This window comes from Akkermansia sp. N21169, from assembly GCF_029854675.1.
Classification (GTDB): Bacteria; Verrucomicrobiota; Verrucomicrobiia; order Verrucomicrobiales; family Akkermansiaceae; genus Akkermansia.
In genome coordinates this window covers 303,605-322,687 of record NZ_JARWNC010000041.1, presented here as the reverse complement: position 1 = coordinate 322,687, position 19,083 = coordinate 303,605, and the positions used below count along the sequence as shown (strand labels likewise).

At 50.2% G+C, this 19,083-nt stretch carries 15 protein-coding genes; 3 read left to right on the top strand and 12 right to left on the bottom strand.

Features of this window, described 5'->3' with window-relative positions:
* Positions 1-282: 282 nt before the first annotated feature.
* Positions 283-897, bottom strand: coding sequence for a hypothetical protein (locus QET40_RS11795; protein WP_280127372.1), 615 nt, complete (start codon positions 895-897; stop codon positions 283-285).
* Here QET40_RS11795 and QET40_RS11790 point away from each other — a divergent pair.
* Positions 892-1,296: a hypothetical protein gene (locus QET40_RS11790; RefSeq protein ID WP_280127371.1), complete on the top strand. Its 405-nt coding sequence runs from the start codon at positions 892-894 to the stop codon at positions 1,294-1,296. The two genes, QET40_RS11795 and QET40_RS11790, sit on opposite strands and share 6 nt — an antisense overlap.
* Before the next feature lie 504 nt (positions 1,297-1,800).
* Here QET40_RS11790 and QET40_RS11785 read toward each other — a convergent pair.
* The 11 genes from QET40_RS11785 to QET40_RS11735 all read right to left on the bottom strand — a co-directional run bounded on the left by QET40_RS11785 (position 1,801) and on the right by QET40_RS11735 (position 14,259).
* Positions 1,801-2,406, bottom strand: coding sequence for a hypothetical protein (locus QET40_RS11785; RefSeq protein WP_280127370.1), 606 nt, complete (start codon positions 2,404-2,406; stop codon positions 1,801-1,803).
* A 136-nt stretch (positions 2,407-2,542) separates the two neighbouring features.
* Positions 2,543-3,010 (bottom strand): hypothetical protein, encoded by a 468-nt coding sequence (locus QET40_RS11780; protein ID WP_280127369.1) that lies wholly within the window; start codon positions 3,008-3,010, stop codon positions 2,543-2,545.
* Positions 3,011-3,215: 205 nt separating this feature from the next.
* A complete protein-coding gene (locus QET40_RS11775; RefSeq protein ID WP_280127368.1) occupies positions 3,216-3,698 on the bottom strand; it encodes a DUF6714 family protein in 483 nt (160 codons plus the stop codon).
* A gap of 15 nt (positions 3,699-3,713) precedes the next feature.
* A complete protein-coding gene (locus tag QET40_RS11770; protein WP_280127367.1) occupies positions 3,714-3,926 on the bottom strand; it encodes a hypothetical protein in 213 nt (70 codons plus the stop codon).
* Positions 3,927-4,610: 684 nt separating this feature from the next.
* Complete coding sequence (locus QET40_RS11765; RefSeq protein ID WP_280127366.1) at positions 4,611-5,885, bottom strand: DUF1080 domain-containing protein; 1,275 nt, start codon at positions 5,883-5,885, stop codon at positions 4,611-4,613.
* 43 nt (positions 5,886-5,928) lie between these two features.
* Positions 5,929-7,161: a Gfo/Idh/MocA family oxidoreductase gene (locus tag QET40_RS11760; RefSeq protein ID WP_280127365.1), complete on the bottom strand. Its 1,233-nt coding sequence runs from the start codon at positions 7,159-7,161 to the stop codon at positions 5,929-5,931.
* Positions 7,162-7,178: 17 nt separating this feature from the next.
* Entirely contained in the window at positions 7,179-9,914 is a 2,736-nt protein-coding gene (locus tag QET40_RS11755) for a family 16 glycoside hydrolase (RefSeq protein ID WP_280127364.1), read from the bottom strand.
* Positions 9,915-9,966: 52 nt separating this feature from the next.
* Entirely contained in the window at positions 9,967-11,268 is a 1,302-nt protein-coding gene (locus tag QET40_RS11750; RefSeq protein ID WP_280127363.1) for a Gfo/Idh/MocA family oxidoreductase, read from the bottom strand.
* 554 nt (positions 11,269-11,822) lie between these two features.
* Positions 11,823-12,329: a crossover junction endodeoxyribonuclease RuvC gene (ruvC, locus tag QET40_RS11745; RefSeq protein ID WP_280127362.1), complete on the bottom strand. Its 507-nt coding sequence runs from the start codon at positions 12,327-12,329 to the stop codon at positions 11,823-11,825.
* A gap of 40 nt (positions 12,330-12,369) precedes the next feature.
* Positions 12,370-13,575 (bottom strand): DEAD/DEAH box helicase, encoded by a 1,206-nt coding sequence (locus QET40_RS11740; protein WP_280127361.1) that lies wholly within the window; start codon positions 13,573-13,575, stop codon positions 12,370-12,372.
* Positions 13,576-13,629: 54 nt separating this feature from the next.
* Positions 13,630-14,259 (bottom strand): MBL fold metallo-hydrolase, encoded by a 630-nt coding sequence (locus tag QET40_RS11735; RefSeq protein WP_280127360.1) that lies wholly within the window; start codon positions 14,257-14,259, stop codon positions 13,630-13,632.
* Between the two features lie 176 nt (positions 14,260-14,435).
* Between QET40_RS11735 and QET40_RS11730 the strand changes: the two genes are divergently transcribed.
* Together QET40_RS11730 and QET40_RS11725 are read left to right on the top strand one after the other, a co-directional pair.
* Positions 14,436-16,673: a carboxy terminal-processing peptidase gene (locus QET40_RS11730; RefSeq protein ID WP_280127359.1), complete on the top strand. Its 2,238-nt coding sequence runs from the start codon at positions 14,436-14,438 to the stop codon at positions 16,671-16,673.
* 25 nt (positions 16,674-16,698) lie between these two features.
* Complete coding sequence (locus QET40_RS11725; RefSeq protein ID WP_280127358.1) at positions 16,699-18,972, top strand: carboxy terminal-processing peptidase; 2,274 nt, start codon at positions 16,699-16,701, stop codon at positions 18,970-18,972.
* Positions 18,973-19,083: the final 111 nt, after the last annotated feature.

The window sequence follows — 19,083 nt, the reverse complement described above, 5'->3', positions numbered from 1 at the left end:
TTTTGGTAAGTCTGATATTTTTTTCTGGATAAATAAAAGTTATGTTCTTCAGGTGTGCGGTTAATCTTCTTGCCGAATGATTAAAAATCTATTAACAAGAAGAAAATGACGTCGATATAAAAAATAAATGATATTTTTTTCATAATTTATTATGTCTTATGACTAGATGAGTGACTTCAAGTGTATTGTAACATATTCTTGATGAGTACAAAAACTGTGATAGGATAGTATCTAAGTTCGATGGGTAAGTTATTGAAAATAATGTTGGTTTTGTAAATATGGTTATTCGTTGTTTGATAAAATATTAAATAAATCAATAAACATTTTATCTGACTCTGATTTTTTTACATTTAGTAGATCTGGAAAATATTTGTCTCTATCGCATTGAGGTCGTTGTGTTTTTAAAAAAATATCAATAAATACAGGATGATTAAAACAAAACGTGGAAAATTTTTTCTTGTTTTTCATCTCAGATGGAATGCCCAATGAAAATCGAGGGATCATATAGTATTCATTGTTATCGGTAGAAATCCATCCCCAACCATGCCAACAATAGGATTTTCCATTCAAAATAAAATAACCTAATGGTGACCAAATTGAAAGAATTCGCGGTGGTTCTTGCGGTTTTTCCTTTACCAAATTTTGTATTATTATTTTATCTGGGGCTACGATATAATTATGTTCTGAATAAGCAAAGAAGCATGTATTTATTGTTTTTGATTTATGCATTAATTCTTTTCTGATATCTTTTTTTCTTTCTTCACTATGTCCATTATTGAGTCCAGGTGCCCAGGATAGGTTAGCATATGAATCTCCCTCTGGCCAAATCACGCTTCCGCATGGAGAATAACAACTAGTCAAGGCAAGTGATAGTATTATAAAATTCGCAAGATGCATGACTATGGCTTTGGTTTGTATTTGGAAAAATTATTTGGTGAATATGAACAAGGAGAATTTTCTTCTTTAGAGACGCCTGACATAAGTGGATTAGCTACATTAGGAGCACAAAATCCTTTAGGAGCATATACGGTACAGCCTGTAGAATTTGATAATTGTTGGACAAATGAATTTTGTCTTAATCCTGTATTGCATGATAACAAATATATTATGCAATTTTTACAAAATGAAACCTGGCTACTCAGTGCGCCAAATAATGAAGATGCATTATTATCATCTACAATGTTAGCATCATTGGGGTCATTAGGATTTTGCGCAATTGGTATTCCATCAGCAGGTAAACCATCTTCCATATCTTTCATACATGGAGGTGTAGGAAAGAGCGGATCATTATTATGATTTATTATCATGGAATTTTCATCGCCATGAATTATTAGTGTTAATTTTTTACACAATCACACATGCCTAATTGTTTATCTATATAATCAATTAAAGTTTGGAATGAATCTCCAGCCATGCTTGGAATTATTTCTGAAAAATAGTCGTCTGATGTTGCGTTTACATAAATGTTTTTTTCTTTAAAAAAACAATCCTAATATGTCTATGTTATTTTGAGTTCTATTGTTAATGTAATTATAAGACCCGTAACTTCCATAATAAAAAATGAAATCTCGACTGATCCACCTTCCATCAAGGGGATTAAGGTGCCGGTAATTATAGTACACAAGCCCCAGTTCATGATCCATGATTTCGCTTGAGTAGCCGATCATATTCAGACTTGTATCTCCCGACTTCTGGAATACATGTCCTGTGGGGGTGTAGTCGAAGCTTGCGGCGATGGCTCCATGATCATCAATCCATTCCGTCACATTCTTGACGAAATCGTGGACAGTGTAATAGGCATCATTGCCTCGTGGGGCGTGTTGCGACGGGTTCGACAGGATTCCAGAGGGTAATGTGGAGGATTTCATGGTCTGCGAGGAGGTTGACTGCTGCGATCTGGAGGTAATCCAGATAGTGGTAGCCTTCATGCAGGATGACTGCTCCCTGGACTGTCACTTTCTTGGTCAAACGGCGTCCCATATAATCGTAGCGGCATTCGATGACTGTTTTTCCATCTTCACTTGTCAGCTGGACGGGACGGTTGTTGGCGTCGTAGGCGACGTTCCAAATGCCTGTCGTTGTTCGGATACGCGTTTGGTTGCCGTCTGCATCGTAGGCAGGTATGAACGAGGTCTCATCGGACGGCTCGATACTGGTGTACTGGTTGAGACTGTTGCTTACATAGTCCGTCTGTGTGAGTTCTTCGAGTGCCTGCTCTCTGTTGCCAATGTTGTCGTATTCATATTGGAATAAGGTTTCCCCCAATGCGGCATGGACCAGTTCATTCCGTGTATTGTAACGGAATGAATCGTCTCTGATTGCTTCATTCTGTCGCCTATTGGTTCCTCTTTCCGGGCGACCGATGCTATCCAGAATACGCGGGATTCGTCCATTGCTTTGCACCATGTCCAGAAAAGCGGGGGAACCCGAGAGACATGGCTGTCCGTCCTCCGAGACCAGCCGGACGCGGTAGTTGAGCTTACGGGAGGCACCGACGGGAACGGCTTCCGCGCTGCCGGTGTCTGCATGAAAGCTGATAGCGCTACCGGGGGGGGTGCATGACGGTCACGTCCCGCTCCGAGGCATTCCAGACTGCTGTCCATTCCAGAGGGGGCTTGTAACGGACACCGATGGTACTTTCCGGTACGGTCCGGAAGCTAAAGGCTGCGAAAGCATTCCTGTCGCCTCCGGAGTTGTTGCCTTCACCACCGACGCCCAATTCCCCTTCACGATCATCGGGATTGTCCGGATTGGATCCGATGGGGAAGTTGCCGGCGGAATTACCACCTCCATTTTTGTTGCAGTCGTCGGGGGCGGGTTCTTCATTGCAATCACAGTTGCAAGGACAGGGATAACCTTCTTCGATAGGAGTGCTCGAAGATGAAGACGATGAAAAACTTTCGGGAACACAATTTGAACTATCGGAGTTACAGTCCGAACTGGATGGCGTATCACAAAAAGACCTCAATGGGGCTTCTTCCTGAAAATAAAATTTGGAATAGGTCACCATATTAACAAAGATGTTTTCCTCGAGACGATTGACTAATAGTATTAAAATTTACTTTAGGAACAATAGATAATTTTGGAAAGAATAAATTTATTATTTTTTGAAATCATTGAAAAATATATTCTTGTGAGTCATATTTATTTTTAAAACATAGACTCTTTATCGCAATACAGGACAAGAACCCAAAATGAAAATCATCATGGTGAATTTATCCCTCAGTTAAGTCAGGATGAAGTCTACGAATCAAATTTTCCATATTTTTTGTATGCCATTTTATTTCTGGATTATTTTCTTGAGTTAGGATAAGTGAGTGCCACTTTTTTACAAATTCCATCTGCTGCCGAGAGAATGATTTCCATTTTGCATCAAAAATATCTCCTAATGCAATATAATAAAATGCAGAATCAACGGCTAATTCCATCTTTGATAGTTCACTATTTTTTTTAATTTCATATAGTGAGAGTAATATAACTGAAGGCAGATAATAATGAAAGTAATCGGCATTAAGCCACGATAATACGTTCCAATGTAACTGAAATTCTTCAGCTTGTATTTGATCCCATGGTCTTCCCCTTAGTATAGCACAATCCTGATCCGCTTCCCAATCGTTAGGAAAAATAATTCCTTGAGGGTCAGGAATAGGAAATAAAGGGAAAATTTCATATAAATTATCTATTAAAATATTAATCATTACATTTCGCTTTGATTATTCGTTCACACTCTCCAACTTTTTCCCATGCTGTTGCAGCTTCTTGTTGTTGTAATCATCTGGGGTGGGTTCTTCATCGCAATCACAGTCGCAAGGCCAACCTTCTTCGATGGGGGCGCTCGAAGATGAGGATGACGAGGAACTGCTGGATGGCGAAGACTGTGAAACAATGTCACTACCCGTAAATGCTGAATCAATGTTGTGTTCCATGGGGGCAAAGAGGGGCGAGACGAGAATAAAAAAAAGCGAGAATCGTGTTCTCATCTATCCTTTCCAAAATAACATGGGAAAACTCTTCGGCAAGAAATAAGTTGAGAAAAATAATATTTCAATATTTTGCAATGGTTTCAAAAAAATATATGGGCAAAAAAATCATTTTCTGTTGTCAGGAAAAAGCTGAAATGCTAGGAATAACGATGCTTCTTTGATGGGGTAGAGAACTTATTTATGCGTGGATATGTCTAATAAGCGACTTTATATCAATGGATTTTTGGCCCTTACGGCGGAGCTGGAACGGAATAGTATCACCAGATTCTTGTCTGATTGCACATGGGGGTAGAAGTTCATCTGATCCCGACGAATGGTGGTTTTCAGAAGGAGGCTTTTTATTTGGATATGGTAAAGAGAGGAGTACATATTCATGCTCCTGATGATTGGTCAATGCTGACGGCTGAAGATGTTGTTGTGGGCTTCTGGAATGAGGAGTTTTTCAGAATCTGCAGCTATCCGTTAGCATACAAAGAGAACCGTTTTTGTTCAATTCACGATGTACGGGCGGACGAAAAAGGCTCGAGTTTGCTAGACTCGAGCCCGTGTTACTGCCTTGGATGAGGTATGGTGCCGTTTGCGTTTTGGTGTTAATGATGGTTGTTGGACGGCATGGAGCAAGGGGGATTACAGGCGGGTGATTTTGATATTTTTCCAGCGGACTTTGACATTGTCTCCGGAGTGGATTTGGAGGGCGATGCGTCCTTTGCCGCGACCGATTTTATCGTCATTGAAGTTCACCATGGGCTGGCCGTTGAGCCAGGTTTGGATATTGTTCCCTTGTGCTTTGATTCGCATGGTGTTCCATTGTCCATATTTGAGGATGTTTTCTTTTTCCTCGGGGATTTGAATCAGCCAACCGCGTCCGTAGGATTCGTAGATTCCGCCAGAATCTTTTCCTGGTGGGGCGATTTCGACCTGCCATCCGTTGATCTTGACTCCGCTTTCGATGAAGGAGCGAATGAAGACGCCGGAGTTGCCATCAGTTTCCTGCTTGAAGTCCAGACTCAGATCGAAGTCGTCGTAGTACTCCCGGGTAGCCAGGTAACCGTATTGTTTGTCTTGGCCGCTTTCACAGACCAGTTCTCCGTTATCGACATACCACTTTTCCGTGCCGTAGGCTTGCCAGCCGTCGAGATTCTTGCCATTGAAGAGTGCAACTTCTTTGCCGGGCTTTCTGGGGAGTTCTTTAATTTTGATGTTGCGGAACGATGCGGGGTAGCCATGGTCCTGCAAGCAGATGACACCTTTACGCGCCAAGCCGTACTCTGGGGCGTTCTGCCATTTGCCGCTGTTCTTTTTAGCGAACCAATCATCGGTCCATGCTTCGAATTGAAGGATTTTTTGACCATTCAGCCAATGTTCGACATGGCCGTTGTCGAACACGATTCTGGCGTTATTCCATTCGCCGTACGGGTTGATCTTCATTTTCGAGCGATCCGGCAGGTGCATGGCGTAGTCGACACCGGTTTTCTGCCATTCTTCGAGGGGTTCCGGGAAGTTGGGTTCGTCGATCAATTGGTATTCAGGCCCGGTTACGTAAGGAACCTTGAAAAGCGGGTTTTCGACGACGTGGTAGAGCATGCCGCTGTTTCCTCCTTTGGAGAGTTTCCAATCCCAGGAGAGTTCGAAGTTTTCGTATTCTTTGTCAGTGACGATGTATCCGGTGGCGTCGCTACCAGTTCCCTTGGTCTGGATGCAGCCATCGACGACGTGCCACGGTACTGTCAATTTGCTGTCGTTATAGTCTTTCCAGCCCTTGAGGGTTTCCCCATCGAAGAGGAGAACCCAGCCGTCGGCTTTTTCTTGGGGTGTCAGGGTATTGTGAACGGTGTCTGCCCATGCATTGCCTGCTAGGGACAGGACTCCGCAGGTCAATGCGATCCAAGTGGTTTTGTTCATGATCTTAGCGTTGGTATGGTGTTTGATGGTGTGGGTTGAAAACTTAGAGTTCGATGGCGCGCCCGGTCAGACGACTTTCTTCGGTGGCGAAGCAGGTCTTGTGGCTGTCGATTGCCGATTGCAACGAAGGGATGTCTTCATCACAGGTGTGGTTGAACGAGGCGATGAATTCTTTCATGGTGCCGATGTCGGCAGTCACGTGAAGCGACGGCTGGTTGGTCGAGTCAAAATCGTGGACTTCGCTCTTCTGCGTTTTGAAGTTCGTGACGATGATGGAATGCTCGTTAGCGACGATTTCGCCGAAGGCGCATTTTAGTTCGATCAGGCGTCCGTCATTGAGGGTGAAGCAATTCATGGTCAGGTTCACGAGGACGCCGTTTTCCATCTCCATTGAGAGGATCTGGTGGTCGGCTACATTGTTGTCACAGTGGTACACGCACCTGCCGTAAGGGCCGTGCCGCATTTCTTCCCAAAGGACATCATGGAGCGTCATGCCATTCGGCACTGTAAAGTTCTTCGTCCATTCGCCACGCCGCAGGTAGAGGTCAATGGCCGAAAACGGGCACGATTCCTCACACGGGCAGTCGCAGCATCTCCGGGCACTATCCTTCGGCGCGTTTTTTCCGTGAAACCACGTGAGAGAACCAGAGGAAAAGACGCGCTTGGGTCGGCTGCCTGAGTACCAGTTGATCAGGTCGATGTCGTGGCAACACTTCGCCAACATGATGGGGGTGGAGGTATTTGAATTATTCCACAGCCCGCGTACATACGAATGCGTCGTCCTGTCGATGCCGACATTGACCGTGTGATTGATGGAGATGAGGCGCCCCAGGTCTCCCCGGGCCAGTATGGACTTGAGCTTCTTGAAATAAGGGTGGTAGCGAAGGACGTAACAGACTGTTACCGGGATCTGCCGCTCTTCCGAGCGAAGCAGGATTTGTTCGCATTCTTCGAGCGTTTGGGAAACAGGTTTTTCTAATAGAACGCGGTACCCCATATCCAGCGCTGCCATGCAGGGCCCGTAGTGGAGGTGGTCGGGCGTGCCAATAACAACGCCGTCGATGGGCAGAGGCTGAGCGAAGAAATCATCGATGCTGGAGAAGCAGTATTGGTCATCCAATCCGAATTTCTTTTGGGCTTCGTGCAGCCGCAGGGGATTGGAATCCACTACGGCTGCAAGTTGAACCTGGTCGGGGTACTCTTCGACGTATTGCAGATATTTGCGTGACCGGTTGCCATATCCGATGGCAGCCACGCGAACAGGCTTGTCAGACATTTGTATATCTATGAATGTTACTTTTGAGCAGCTTGAGCACTTAAATCCAGGACGCGGATATTTTTGAGCATGAATCCGGCCCCGTGACCGCAATACGAAATAAATCCCTTCTTATTGAACATGCCCGGGTGATCCCGCTTGTCCATTGTGTAGGGATTCTTTTCACCTGCTTTCGGCGACACATTGTGGCCCTGGCAGGCTTCCCGCACATTGGCATCCAGGATGACTTCGCCATTGACTGTGACCGTAATGTGATCGCCCACGACCTTGATTTCTTCTTCATTCCACTGTCCGATGGGTTTGAGTTTGATGCGGCGAGCCGGTATGATGCCATACACCGAGCCATGGTACTGGTAATCGGCGAGGTGGGCATACTCAGGGGCGTCATTGTCGATGATCTGCAATTCGCACATGCCGTCGTATGCTGCATCGACACCTACAGGAGTTCTGACTCCGATGCCGTTGTTGACGCCTGGGCGGGCAAAGCAGAAGCTGAAGCGCATGACGAAGTCCTGGTATTCCTTCCTGGTGTACAGGTTGTGACCGTAATCCTCGACGACGTGGATGGCTCCGTTGGCAACTTTGTATCCCGTGGCATTATCCTGCCACTTGGAAAGATCCGTCCCGTCGAACAAAAGTTCGAATCCCTGCTTCTTCTCGTCATCGGAAAGGACAAAAGGCTCTACGGGTTTCAATTCGGTGAGCAACTTCTTGATGGCGTCCACAGCGTAGCCGTCATCAGCATTGCCCGTCTCCTTGAGAATTGCTATGGCTTTGTTGAGCGCCGGGAGCAGTTCTTTATTGTCGATGGGAACCGATTTGTTGGAGGCAATGGATTTGACGGTATTGGCGGCTTCGTACGCGGAATCCGGATCATCTAAATACTTGGCAGCCAATGTGAAGGCATCGCCCGTAGGTACTGTGGACAGCGCGGAGACAAGGCTCTTCTTGATAGCTGTAGAGATATTGGATTGAAGGAGTTTTCCATACTGGCCGCAACGTTCTTTGAGATTGCCCTTACTGCTTTGGGATAAAGCAATGAAACGGGCAATCACGGGTTCCGTAGCCTTATCCTGAGCAATCAGGGTCCACAGGAACTTCAAGACCGGAGGATTGGACATCTTCAGTAGTTCAGCCAAAGCCTTGTCGGCTGATTTGCCACTGTTGTATTCCTCAATCAGGCGTGTGGCTGCCGCATCCGTACCCGCAGAGGCCAGCAACGAATAATAGATCTCTGGGCGGGGCGCGTTCGCCATCCAGTCCGAAATGGTCTGCAACTTCTTGTCCGGGCTCATGGCCAACATGGCCATCTTGATGGCTTCCTGCAACTTGGGGAGGTCGGTTCCATCAGGCTTCTTGAGCATCTCAATGAGACGGTTCAGATCGGTTTCCGACACGACGCCGTTGAGTGCATTGTAGGCAGCTTGGCGCAACTGGGCATCCGGGGAATCCAGCAAGTTGAAGACTTTGTCGGCGACCTGCTTCATGCGTCGCTGAGATACAATCGACAAGACCTGTTGCTTCACTTCCTTGTCGGGAGCATCCAGCAAGGCCGCCAATTTGTCGACCAGGTTGGTCTTGCTGGCCAGAATAGCCTGGGCAGCCACTTGGCGGTTGGGGCCAGAAAGCTGCGAGACGAGGAGTTGAGCGGCGCGTTCGGTCTTCAGTTTACTGGCGGCAATCAAGGCTGATTGGCTCAGGGCAGGTTTTCCTTTCTGAACGGCTGTCTCCATGATGTCCATGCGGTCTTCGGCATGGGTGTTGCCCAGCCAGTTGACGAGGTCAATTTTAGCTGCATCCGTCAACGCAGGATAAAGAGCCGGGAGACATGTTGTAATCTCTGCTGTCATGCGTGGCGACAACATTTTGAGAACGGCATTTCTGTATTCCGAATCGGGATCCTTGAGCGTTTCCTGAAGAATCGGCTGGATGTCGGCTTCCATGTTGATGACTGCTTGCATGGCTGCCGTGCGAACCTGGGTCGGCTGGTCTGTGAGCAGGGCGCGGGCACGCTGTTTGATATCATCCGACGGTGCTGCTTTCGATAGTTTCTGGAGCAAGTTCAGGTAATCCACCATCGAGATGGGTGCCAAGGCGTCCAGAGATGCTTTGCTGCCGCAGGAGGCCAAAGCCGAGCAGATCATTGCTTTTGTCGAGGCATCCGCTTCGTCCTTCAACCAGGCCAGCAAACTTGTTTCGGCTTCGGCGAGAGCCTTTTCCTTAACGGCATAGGCAAGGAGATTACGATCGAACTTCTGCTCGTTCAGCATCTTGATAATCAAGTTATCTGTCCCCGGTGTCTGGATGAGGGCATTTATCGCTGGCGAGGCAAGTTCTTTGTCCTGAAGATAAGCAGTGAGGGCGTCGGAATCTTCCGGGCCGCTGCACCATTGCAACTGGTACATTAAGAATGCCTTGCCATCGTTGAAGGGGCATTTCTGAATGGCGTTTCGCAGGCCGGCTCGGACGCTGGCGAGCGCCTGATCCTGACCAGCGGCAGTCACGTGAGAGACCAGACCGCTGATGGCGTATTCGACCTTGGCGTTCTGTCCTTTGGCTGGGTCGGTCAGCATGCTGCCGAGGATTTCCACGATCTGCTGTGGTTCCTTCAGGAAGTCCTGCATACGCTGTTGCTGTTTGGCTTGAGAATCAGCGGGGAGCTGAGCCAATACGTCCATGACGACCGTTTCAATTGTGCGTTGCTGGCTACCTGTAGACTGAGCGAACAGGGGAGATACAGCCAATAACGACATAAGGTATAAACCTTTCATTGGATATTCTGGGATTATGGTTGTTGTGTTTGTATTACATGTATCTGCCCCACGAGCCGCGCATGGGTTGGTCGATGAGCCGGTTTGCCGCATCATCGTTAATGAAGAGCTGGGTCTTCGGATCAAAATGCAGCGTGCGATTCAATCTCAAGGCACAGACTCCCATATTGACGATGGTACAACTGTGGTAAGACTTATCTTCGTCGAGGGCGAATTGTTGACGCGTTCTCACGCATTCCAGGAAGTCCGTGTTGCGGATTTCCGGATCGGGCATCGCAGCAATTTTTTCCATGACATTTGGGATGGTGCATTCGAATCCCTTATAAACTTTGCCGTTCGGCCCTTCGATATAGGGAACTTTACCCGGGCTTTCGAAGCCTTCACCTTCCAGAATAATCTTGCAGCCGTCTTCGTAGGTGAAGACGATTTTTCTCCAGATGCCGATGGCGTCCGGGTGCTGTTGAGGGGCATCGACTTCCACCTTGATGGGGAAGGTATCGTCTTTCCCCAGGATGTATTGAACGGGGTCGATATAATGCTGGCCCATGTCGCCCAAGCCACCGCCATCGTAATCCCAATACCCGCGGAAGGTCTGGTGCGTTCTGTGGGCATTGTAGGGCTTGTACGGAGCCGGCCCAAGCCACATGTCGTAATCCAGGTTAGCCGGGACGGGTTCCGGGGTCAGTTTGTCCCGTCCCGTCCAGAAGAATTTCCATGCAAATCCCGTGGCGCCGGAGATTCTCACGGTAAGTGGCCAGCCCAGCAAACCGCTGTCGACGAGCTTCTTCAAAGGTCGCGTTTCGGTTCCAAGTCCGTAGAATGTATCTTTGAATCGGAACCACGTATTGATGCGGAAAATACGACCATGTCCCTTGACTGCCTGTAAGATGCGTTTGCCTTCTCCAATGGTACGAGTCATCGGCTTTTCACAGAAAATATCCTTGCCTGCACGGGCTGCTTCGACGGCCATAATGCCGTGCCAGTGCGGTGGGGTTGCGATATGAACGATGTCAACATTGGGGTCGTGGATCAATTCCCGGAAGTCGTGGTATGCTTTGACCTGTTGATTGAACTTCTGTTTGGCCATATTGACTCCGTTTTTCAAGTGATTGGAATCGACATCGCAAACGCCTACCAGCCGACAGGTTTGGTCGCTCGTCATGTGAAGCGGTCCTGTACCGATACCGCCTACTCCAATGATAGCACGCGTTAGCTGATCGTTGGGGCCGATGTATTTATCTCCCCCCATAGCACCCAAAACGTGTCTTGGTAAAATAGTGAATGCAGCGGCACCAATAGCTGCTTTTTTGATAAAGCTGCGTCTGTTGTTGTTCATGGTTTTAGTGGTTGTTCGAGAGTATCAAGGGATTAATGCCCGTAGATGAGGATATACCCGTATACTCTTTGTACGGTTAGGGGTATTTCATTCTTTCAGTTGATCCATTTTTGGTAAATATGTGGTACCCGTCGACCAGATTGGAAAATATTATCTTTAGTTTTTATGATAAGCGAATTCTGATGAAATTTGGAAAATTTCCATGCACTTCTTGATGTGATTCGCGATGTTATTTGGATGTACCTCCGACTGGTACAGAGCGATTTTATATGTCCGATTCTTTCCGGATCATGGAGCGGATCCATTATTGAAGGACAAATCCGGGAATAATGCGCTCCTCTATTGCGAGAAGAAATTGGCTGAGGCGAAAGCGAATAACAAGCCGGACAAGCTGAAGACTATGGAGGAAATCCACCGCATGCTGCTTGACCACATCAAGGCAAAACAATCGGCGATACCAATTGCGGACGAGAAGCCGTAGTCCACAATTCCTGTTCAATTCCTCAAGGTGCGGATGCCGGAGAACTCAATCCGGGTTCCCGTATTGACGGGCATCAGATGTATTTGCGCTCGATGACGAGGGCTTTGGCGGGGTCGCTGGCGGTGAGGTGTGCGAAGGCGATGGCGAGGGCATCCGCTGCATCGGACTGGGGTGTTTCCCGGAGTTGGAGAAGAGCCCGCATCATGAAGGCTACTTGTTCTTTGCGGGCGGTGCCTTTGCCGACGGCGGCAAGTTTGACGCTGGTAGGCGAGTATTCGACGACTTTGAGACCGTTTTCAGCGGCGGCCAGGATGACGGCCGCCCGGGCGGAGCCCATGATGATGGCCGTCTGGTGGGATTGGACGAAGATGATGCGCTCGACGGCAACTTCTTCCGGCTCCCACTTTTGAATGAGGGCGGAGATGTGGTCTTTGATCGCGAGGAGGCAGGCGGACTGGGCCAGTTTGGAGGGCAGTGAAATGGTGCCGTAGTCGACGGCGTGAGCGTCCCGGACATGATCCCCTTCAATAACGGCGTAACCGGTATTGCGAATGGCCGGGTCGATGGCGAGGACTCGCATAAAAGGGGGAGGTTTGTGCGGCGCGTACCGTGGAGAGGGGTTACCTTCTTCGTCCGCGCTTGGGCATGGGGGGCTTCGGTTTCCGGACGGGGCGGATGGGCTGGTCGTCGAGGATGGCACTGTAGGCGTAGTCGAAGCCTTCAAGCTTTTTGCGTTCGATCTTCTGGTTGACGAATTCTTCGACGGCTTTGGCGAAGTCGAGTTCGTCGGCGGTGAGGATGGTGAAGGCTTCTCCGGTAGCTTCGGCGCGGCCGGTGCGGCCGATGCGGTGGACGTAATCTTCGGGGTTTTCCGGGACGCGGTAGTTGATGACGTGGGTGACGCCGCTGACGTCGATACCGCGGGCGGCGACATCGGTGGCGACGAGGATGGCGTATTTGCCGCTCTTGAATCCCTTGAGTGCTTCCATACGGTCCTTTTGGGAGATGTCGGAGTGCATGACGGCGGCGTTGTCGCGGTAGCCGTTGCGTTCGAGCATGGAGCAGACGCTGTCCGCTTCGCGCCGCGTTCGGGTGAAGATCATGACGGAGTGGAAGTCTGTCTTTTTGAGGAGGTTGATGAGGAGTTCGTCGCGCTGGTCCATGGCGACGGGGTAGAAGGCGTGGCTGATGGTGGCGGCGACTTCCTGGCGTGCGATGGTGATTTCGATGGGGTCGTGCAGGCACCAGCGGGCGAAGCTGGAGATAATTTCCGGCATGGTGGCGGAGAAGAAGAGCGTCTGGCGGCCTTCCCAGGGGCAGAGGCTGACGATCTTGCGGACGGTGGGCAGAAACCCCATGTCGAGCATGCGGTCCACTTCGTCGAGGACGAGGGTTTTGATGCCGCCGAATCGCATGGTGGCGCGGTAGAAATGGTCGATGAGGCGTCCGGGGGTGGCGACGACGATGTCGGCTCCGTTTTTCAGGTCTTCGGTTTGTTGTCCATAGCCGACGCCTCCGTAGAGGAGAGCTACCTTGAACCCGGTGAACTGGGCGTATTCGCGGAAGGATTCCGCCACTTGGTCGGCGAGTTCGCGGGTGGGTTCCAGAACGAGGATTTGTGGTTTGCCCGTCGGTTCCAGCTTGCTGAGAAGGGGGAGGGCGAATGCGGCGGTTTTTCCGGTACCGGTCTGGGACGCGCCGATGATGTCGCATCCTTCCAGGATTTTGGGAATGGCTTGTTCCTGGATGGGGGTGGGGTGGTCGTAGCCGCAGGCTTCGACGGCTTTGAGGACGGATTCTGAAAGTCCAAGTTCTGAGAATAACATGTGTCTGATAATGATAGGGTACGAGAGGGAGTGGAGCCGCGCCGCGAGGGTGGATCAGTAAAGATAGGGATTGGTCTGTTTTTCGTTGCGGACGGTCGTGTAAGGGCCGTGGCCCGGAAAAATGGTTGTGGAAAGGGGCTGGCTGAGGATCGTGTTTTCCAATCCTTTGAGCAGGAGTTTGGTGTTGCCTCCGGGGAGGTCGGTTCTGCCGATGGAACCGGCAAAGATGGTGTCTCCGGAGAAGAGGATGTCTTCGTCCGGCAACTGGTAGACGATGCTGTCGGGAGAGTGTCCGGGGACGTGGTAGAGGTGCCAGATGAGGCCTCCCCAGGTGGCTGCTTTTTTGTTGTCGTCGATGAGGTCGTCCACGTCGTAGGGAGGAACTTCGATGTCCATGTTCCACTCTTTGGCGGCCATGTCGACGAGGGAGAGTTGATCGGAATACGCGGCACCCGCGTGAATGGCGCATCCGAACACTTCTTTCATGCGGGCGGCATCCTGCACGTGGTCGAAGTGCTGGTGCGTAATGAGGAGATCTGTGATCACGGCTTTTGGGTTTTTGGATTTGATCCAGTCAGCAAAGCCTTCGGGTGCATCGATGGCGATGTAGGTATTTTCTCCGGTTTTGAAGAGGTACCCGTTGCCAGCCACAGCGCCACCCGTATAAACACGAATCCGATTCATGGGAAAAATGATAGGCGATTCTGCCGGATTGGCGAGCGCAAATCTCGTACTATCCGGTGCGTTCTCGAAACATGGACTTGAAAAGGGATAGACATGGTCGCTTAAATACGTAAATCTTACTGTATCGGCCAGGTTCAGGATGGTGCGGCCTTTTCATCTTATTAATAGATTTTTTTATGCATATTGAGTCTCCCAAATGGTTCCGCAACATGGTCTGCTGGGCATTTGCCTCCATGATGCTTGTCTCCTGCGTACAGGGAGCGACGAACTTTGATGATGTCGGCAAAATGACGGCAATTCTTTTGCAGAATATGCATTTTTCCCGGAAGGAGCTGAACGATAAGGTTTCCGGGGATTGCCTGGACATGTATTTGAAGCGTTTGGATCCGTCCCGGATTTTTTTTACGCAGCAGGATGTGGATACGCTCAAGTCTAACTACGGTACCAATCTGGGTTATTACATGTTTACCGGCAAGCTGATGAATGCGGCTGTTCCCATGTACACTTTGTATTGCCGGAGAGTGGAGCAGAGAGTCGGATATGCCCGGGAGTTGCTGGAGAAGGAGAACTTCCAGTTCGACCGCAAGGAATATGTGCCTCTGTCCCGTCGCAAGGTAAACTGGCCCAAGGATGAAGAGGAGATGAACAAAGTGTGGCGCGATATGGTGGAGGAGCAGCTTTTGTCTGAAATTTTGCGGCGCGAGACAATGGCCCGCCTCGCCAGGGAGCAGAACAAGCCCGATCCGGCGGCTTCCGAAAAATCCCCCAAGGAGAAGCTCTCCCTGCGCTACGAACGCCTTCTGAGGAATGTTAAGGAATCCTCGGACGAGGAGGATGTGGCCAGCGCGTTGTTATCGGCTGTGGCTTTGGCTTATGACCCGCATACGGAGTATATGGATGCCCGGGAAACGGATGAATTCAGGAGTTCCATGGATATGAGTATCAGCGGTATCGGTGCCCTTTTGGGAGCTGAGGACGATGGCTCCGTCAAGATCAGCGGTATTGTTGTCGGCGGCCCTGCGGACAAAAGCGGCGAGTTGAAATTGAATGATCGCATTCTCGGCGTGTCGCCGAACGATTCGCATGTGATGACGGATGTTCTTTATATGCGTGCGGACAAGGTTGTGGAGTTGGTCCGCGGAAAGGAAGGTACGCGCGTTCGCCTCAAGGTGGAACCGGCGTCTACCCCCGGACATATCAAAGAGGTTGTGCTGACGCGCGCCAAGGTAGAGACCAAGGCGGAGCTGTGCCGAGGGGAGATTATGGAGATGAAGCAGGATGACGGCAGGATCGCCAAACTGGGGATTCTGACGCTGCCCTCATTTTATGTGGACATGGATGGCGGTTCTCGAAGCTGTGCCGCGGATGTGAAGAAGATTCTCAAACGCATGGTCAAGGAGGGGGTGGAAGGTCTGGTCCTCGACTTGCGCGACAATGGCGGCGGTTCGTTGGAAGAAGTCCGCTTGATGACCGGTTTCTTCATCGGTGACGGCCCCGTGGTTCAGGTTAAGGATTCCAGAGGCAATGTATCCGTACTGGAGGTCTGGAACAAGGAACCTTTGTTCAAGGGACAGATGGTTGTGCTGACCAACAAATTGTCGGCATCCGCCTCGGAAATTCTGGCAGCGGCTCTTCAGGATTACGGTCGTGCGGTGATCGTCGGCGATAAGTCGACTTTTGGAAAGGGTACCGTCCAGAGCCCCATTGAGCTGAATCGTTTCCTTCCCTATTTCTCCGATAGTTCGCGGGCAGGGACGCTCAAGCTGACCGTCCAGAAATTTTACCGGGTGGCTGGCGGATCAACTCAGAAGAAAGGCGTAGAAAGCGATGTGGTACTTCCTAGTGCGCTGGCCTCCTATGAGCTTGGGGAAGAATCGTTCGATTATGTGATGCCTTACGACCAGATACCCGGATGCGAGAAATACCGGAAGGACAGATGGATCGGCACGGTGCTGCCGACGCTCCGGGAGAGAAGCGGGAAACGCGTGTCCCGTGACCGCGACTTCCGTATCATGGAGGAGGACGCCTTGGAGATGAAGAAGCGGCAGGATGAAAACAAACTCTCTCTTAACAAGGAGGAACGCGAAAGGGAAAATCGCAAGCTCTTGGAACGGCGCAAAGCCATCAATGAGGAACGCAGGGTGCGATTTGCCGAAATGGCGAAGAATGATGCCGAACGCTACAAGATTTACCGTTTGACGCTGGATGATGTCAATGCGGACAAACTGCCGCAGGCCGATCCGGAGAAAGACAACGAACAGTTCATTAAGATTGTGGAGAATCCGGATGATGAACTGGACGATTCTCCCGAATATCCTTCCGGTCTGGACCCCGAACTTCGGGAAAGTCTGAATATCGTGGCGGATATGGTGAATCTGAAGAAAGGCGCCCCTCTTGCCTCCAGTAACTCCTAATAGGAAAGGAACTTTGCCGAGGAAGATGAAAAAGGCTGTCTCATTGTTTTTTTCCCGTCCGGTTTGGTTTGTTCTGATCGTACTGGTCGTATTGCTGCCGTTGGGGCAGGGTGCCGTGAACTACGATGAGGCGGGAAAGCTGATGTTCCGGATTTTGAAGAAGGAACACATTTCCCGCCGCGCCTTTGACGATGATGCCTCGGAACGGGCTCTGGAGATGTACCTGAAGAGCCTGGATCCGTCCAAAATCTACTTTACGCTCCAGGACGTGAACAGGCTGCGTGCTAAATTCGCTACGGATCTGGATGATTATATCCGTGATGGAGAGGCCATGCAGGTGGCCCGCCCCCTATTCATGCAGTACATGGCTCGCGTCGCTCAGAGAACGGAGTACGCGCGAGAATTGCTGGCTAAGGAAGAATTCAAGTTCGACCGTCAGGAGGGCGTGCCGCGTTCCCGGAGGTATATGGAGTGGCCCCGCAACGATGAGGAAATGAAGAAGGTCTGGAGGGACAGGATCGAGATGGAACTGCTGCAGGAAGTCCTGCAACAGGGGAAAATCGACGGCAAGGAGTATGTAGCTCCCTCTGAAGAGGCCCTGCGAAACGCCCGGAAGAATATTTCCCTTCGTTACGAACGGAAGATTCGCGATCTGAAGGAATTGACCGCTGCTGAAGATGTTGCCGAGGCTTTGCTGAATGCCGTTGCCATGGTGTACGACCCGCATACTTCGTATATGGGGGTGAAGCAGCAGGGCTTTTTCATGTCTTCGGCGAGCGGAGAGTGTACGAGTATCGGCCTGGGGGTACGGATGGATGACGACGGCGTGTTCCGGGTGGCGGAAGTTCTGCCCGGTACTCCGGCGGATACCTGCGGGAAAATTCACCGGGGAGATCGTTTGATTGCCGTGGATTCCGGCAACACGGGCAAGCTGGTGGATATCCGGTACATGAATCAATCCAAGGTGATTGATCTCCTGAGCGGTGCCGAGGGTACGGTCATTCGTTTGAAACTGGAGCCAGCAGACAATCCTCAAGAGTCCCGGATCGTGATACTGGAGTGTGTCTTGCTGGAACTGGAGGACGAGTTTGCCCGAGGCCGGGTTGTCGATGTTCTCCGCACTCCGGGAAGGAAGAATGTCAAACTGGGGATTTTGACTCTTCCGGGATTTTACAGTGTTTCTCCCGGAGAGAAGGGGCATCGGTCCGGAACCGATGTCGAAAAAATTCTAGCTAGAATGGTTCGGGAAAAAGTGGATGGCGCAGTGATTGATCTCCGGCACAATGGAGGAGGTTCACTGGACGAAGTGGTGCATATGATCGGATTGCTGACCGGAGCCGGGCCTGTTGTCCAGGTACGTGATGGGGATGGAAAGGTGGAACAGCGCATTTCCGACAGGAAAGAACCGTTGTTCAAAGGCCCTCTTGTCGTGTTGACCGACAAATGGTCTGCCTCTGCCTCTGAGCTGATGGCCGCTGCCTTGCAGGATTATGGGCGGGCCCTGATTGTGGGTGAAAAGGCAACATTCGGCAAGGGTTCCGTCCAGGGAGTGATTATGCTGGGGCACCTGATGTCGGCCTATTCGGATCGTTCTCGGGCCGGGTGTTTGAAGGTGACGATATCCAAATTCTATCGTGTTTCCGGAGGTTCGACCCAGTTGAAAGGAGTGGAAAGCGACATTGTATTGCCCGGTCTGACGACGTATTACGGGATGAGCGAGGACGGCATGGACTATGCCTTGCCGTACGATGAGGTTCCCCCTTGCGGCGATTATGTGAAGGACAAATGGCTCGGGAGCATTCTCCCCCGCCTTCGCGAACGGAGTAGCAGACGTTCTGCCGGGGATATGGATTTCCGGCTCATTGCCGCAGAGGCGGAACGCATGCAACAAGAAAAAAAGGACAATGTTCTTTCGTTGAATCTTGAAGAACGGATGCGGGAGATGAAGGAGGAAATGACGCGGATCAAATCCATTGAAGAAGAAAGGGCTGCTCGCTATAAGGCGATGAAAAAGAAAGAGTCGGAACGTTACCGCATGTACCGGTTGTCCTTAAAGGATGTCGATGCCAGACAGCTCCCTCTGCTTACGGAAAAACAATCCGGAGTACAACGAATGGAGATGAGGGAAAGATTCCACAAAGAATTAATCAGTCCGGAAGGCTATCCTTCCGGTCTTGATCCCGTGCTGCGGGAGGGGATGAACATTCTGGTGGATATGGTGGATTTGAAGAAGGGAGTTGCTCCGTCTCGCCTGGAACCCCTGCCTTCTGTTGATGATTCTCTGTCAAAAGGATCGTGATATTCTTAGAGTGTGAAGTGTCTTGTCGCGGCCCGGAGTTTTTCCTCCCTTCCGCATGACGGGTTTAATGACAGGACATGAACTCGAAAAAGAATAGACAAAGGACCGTAA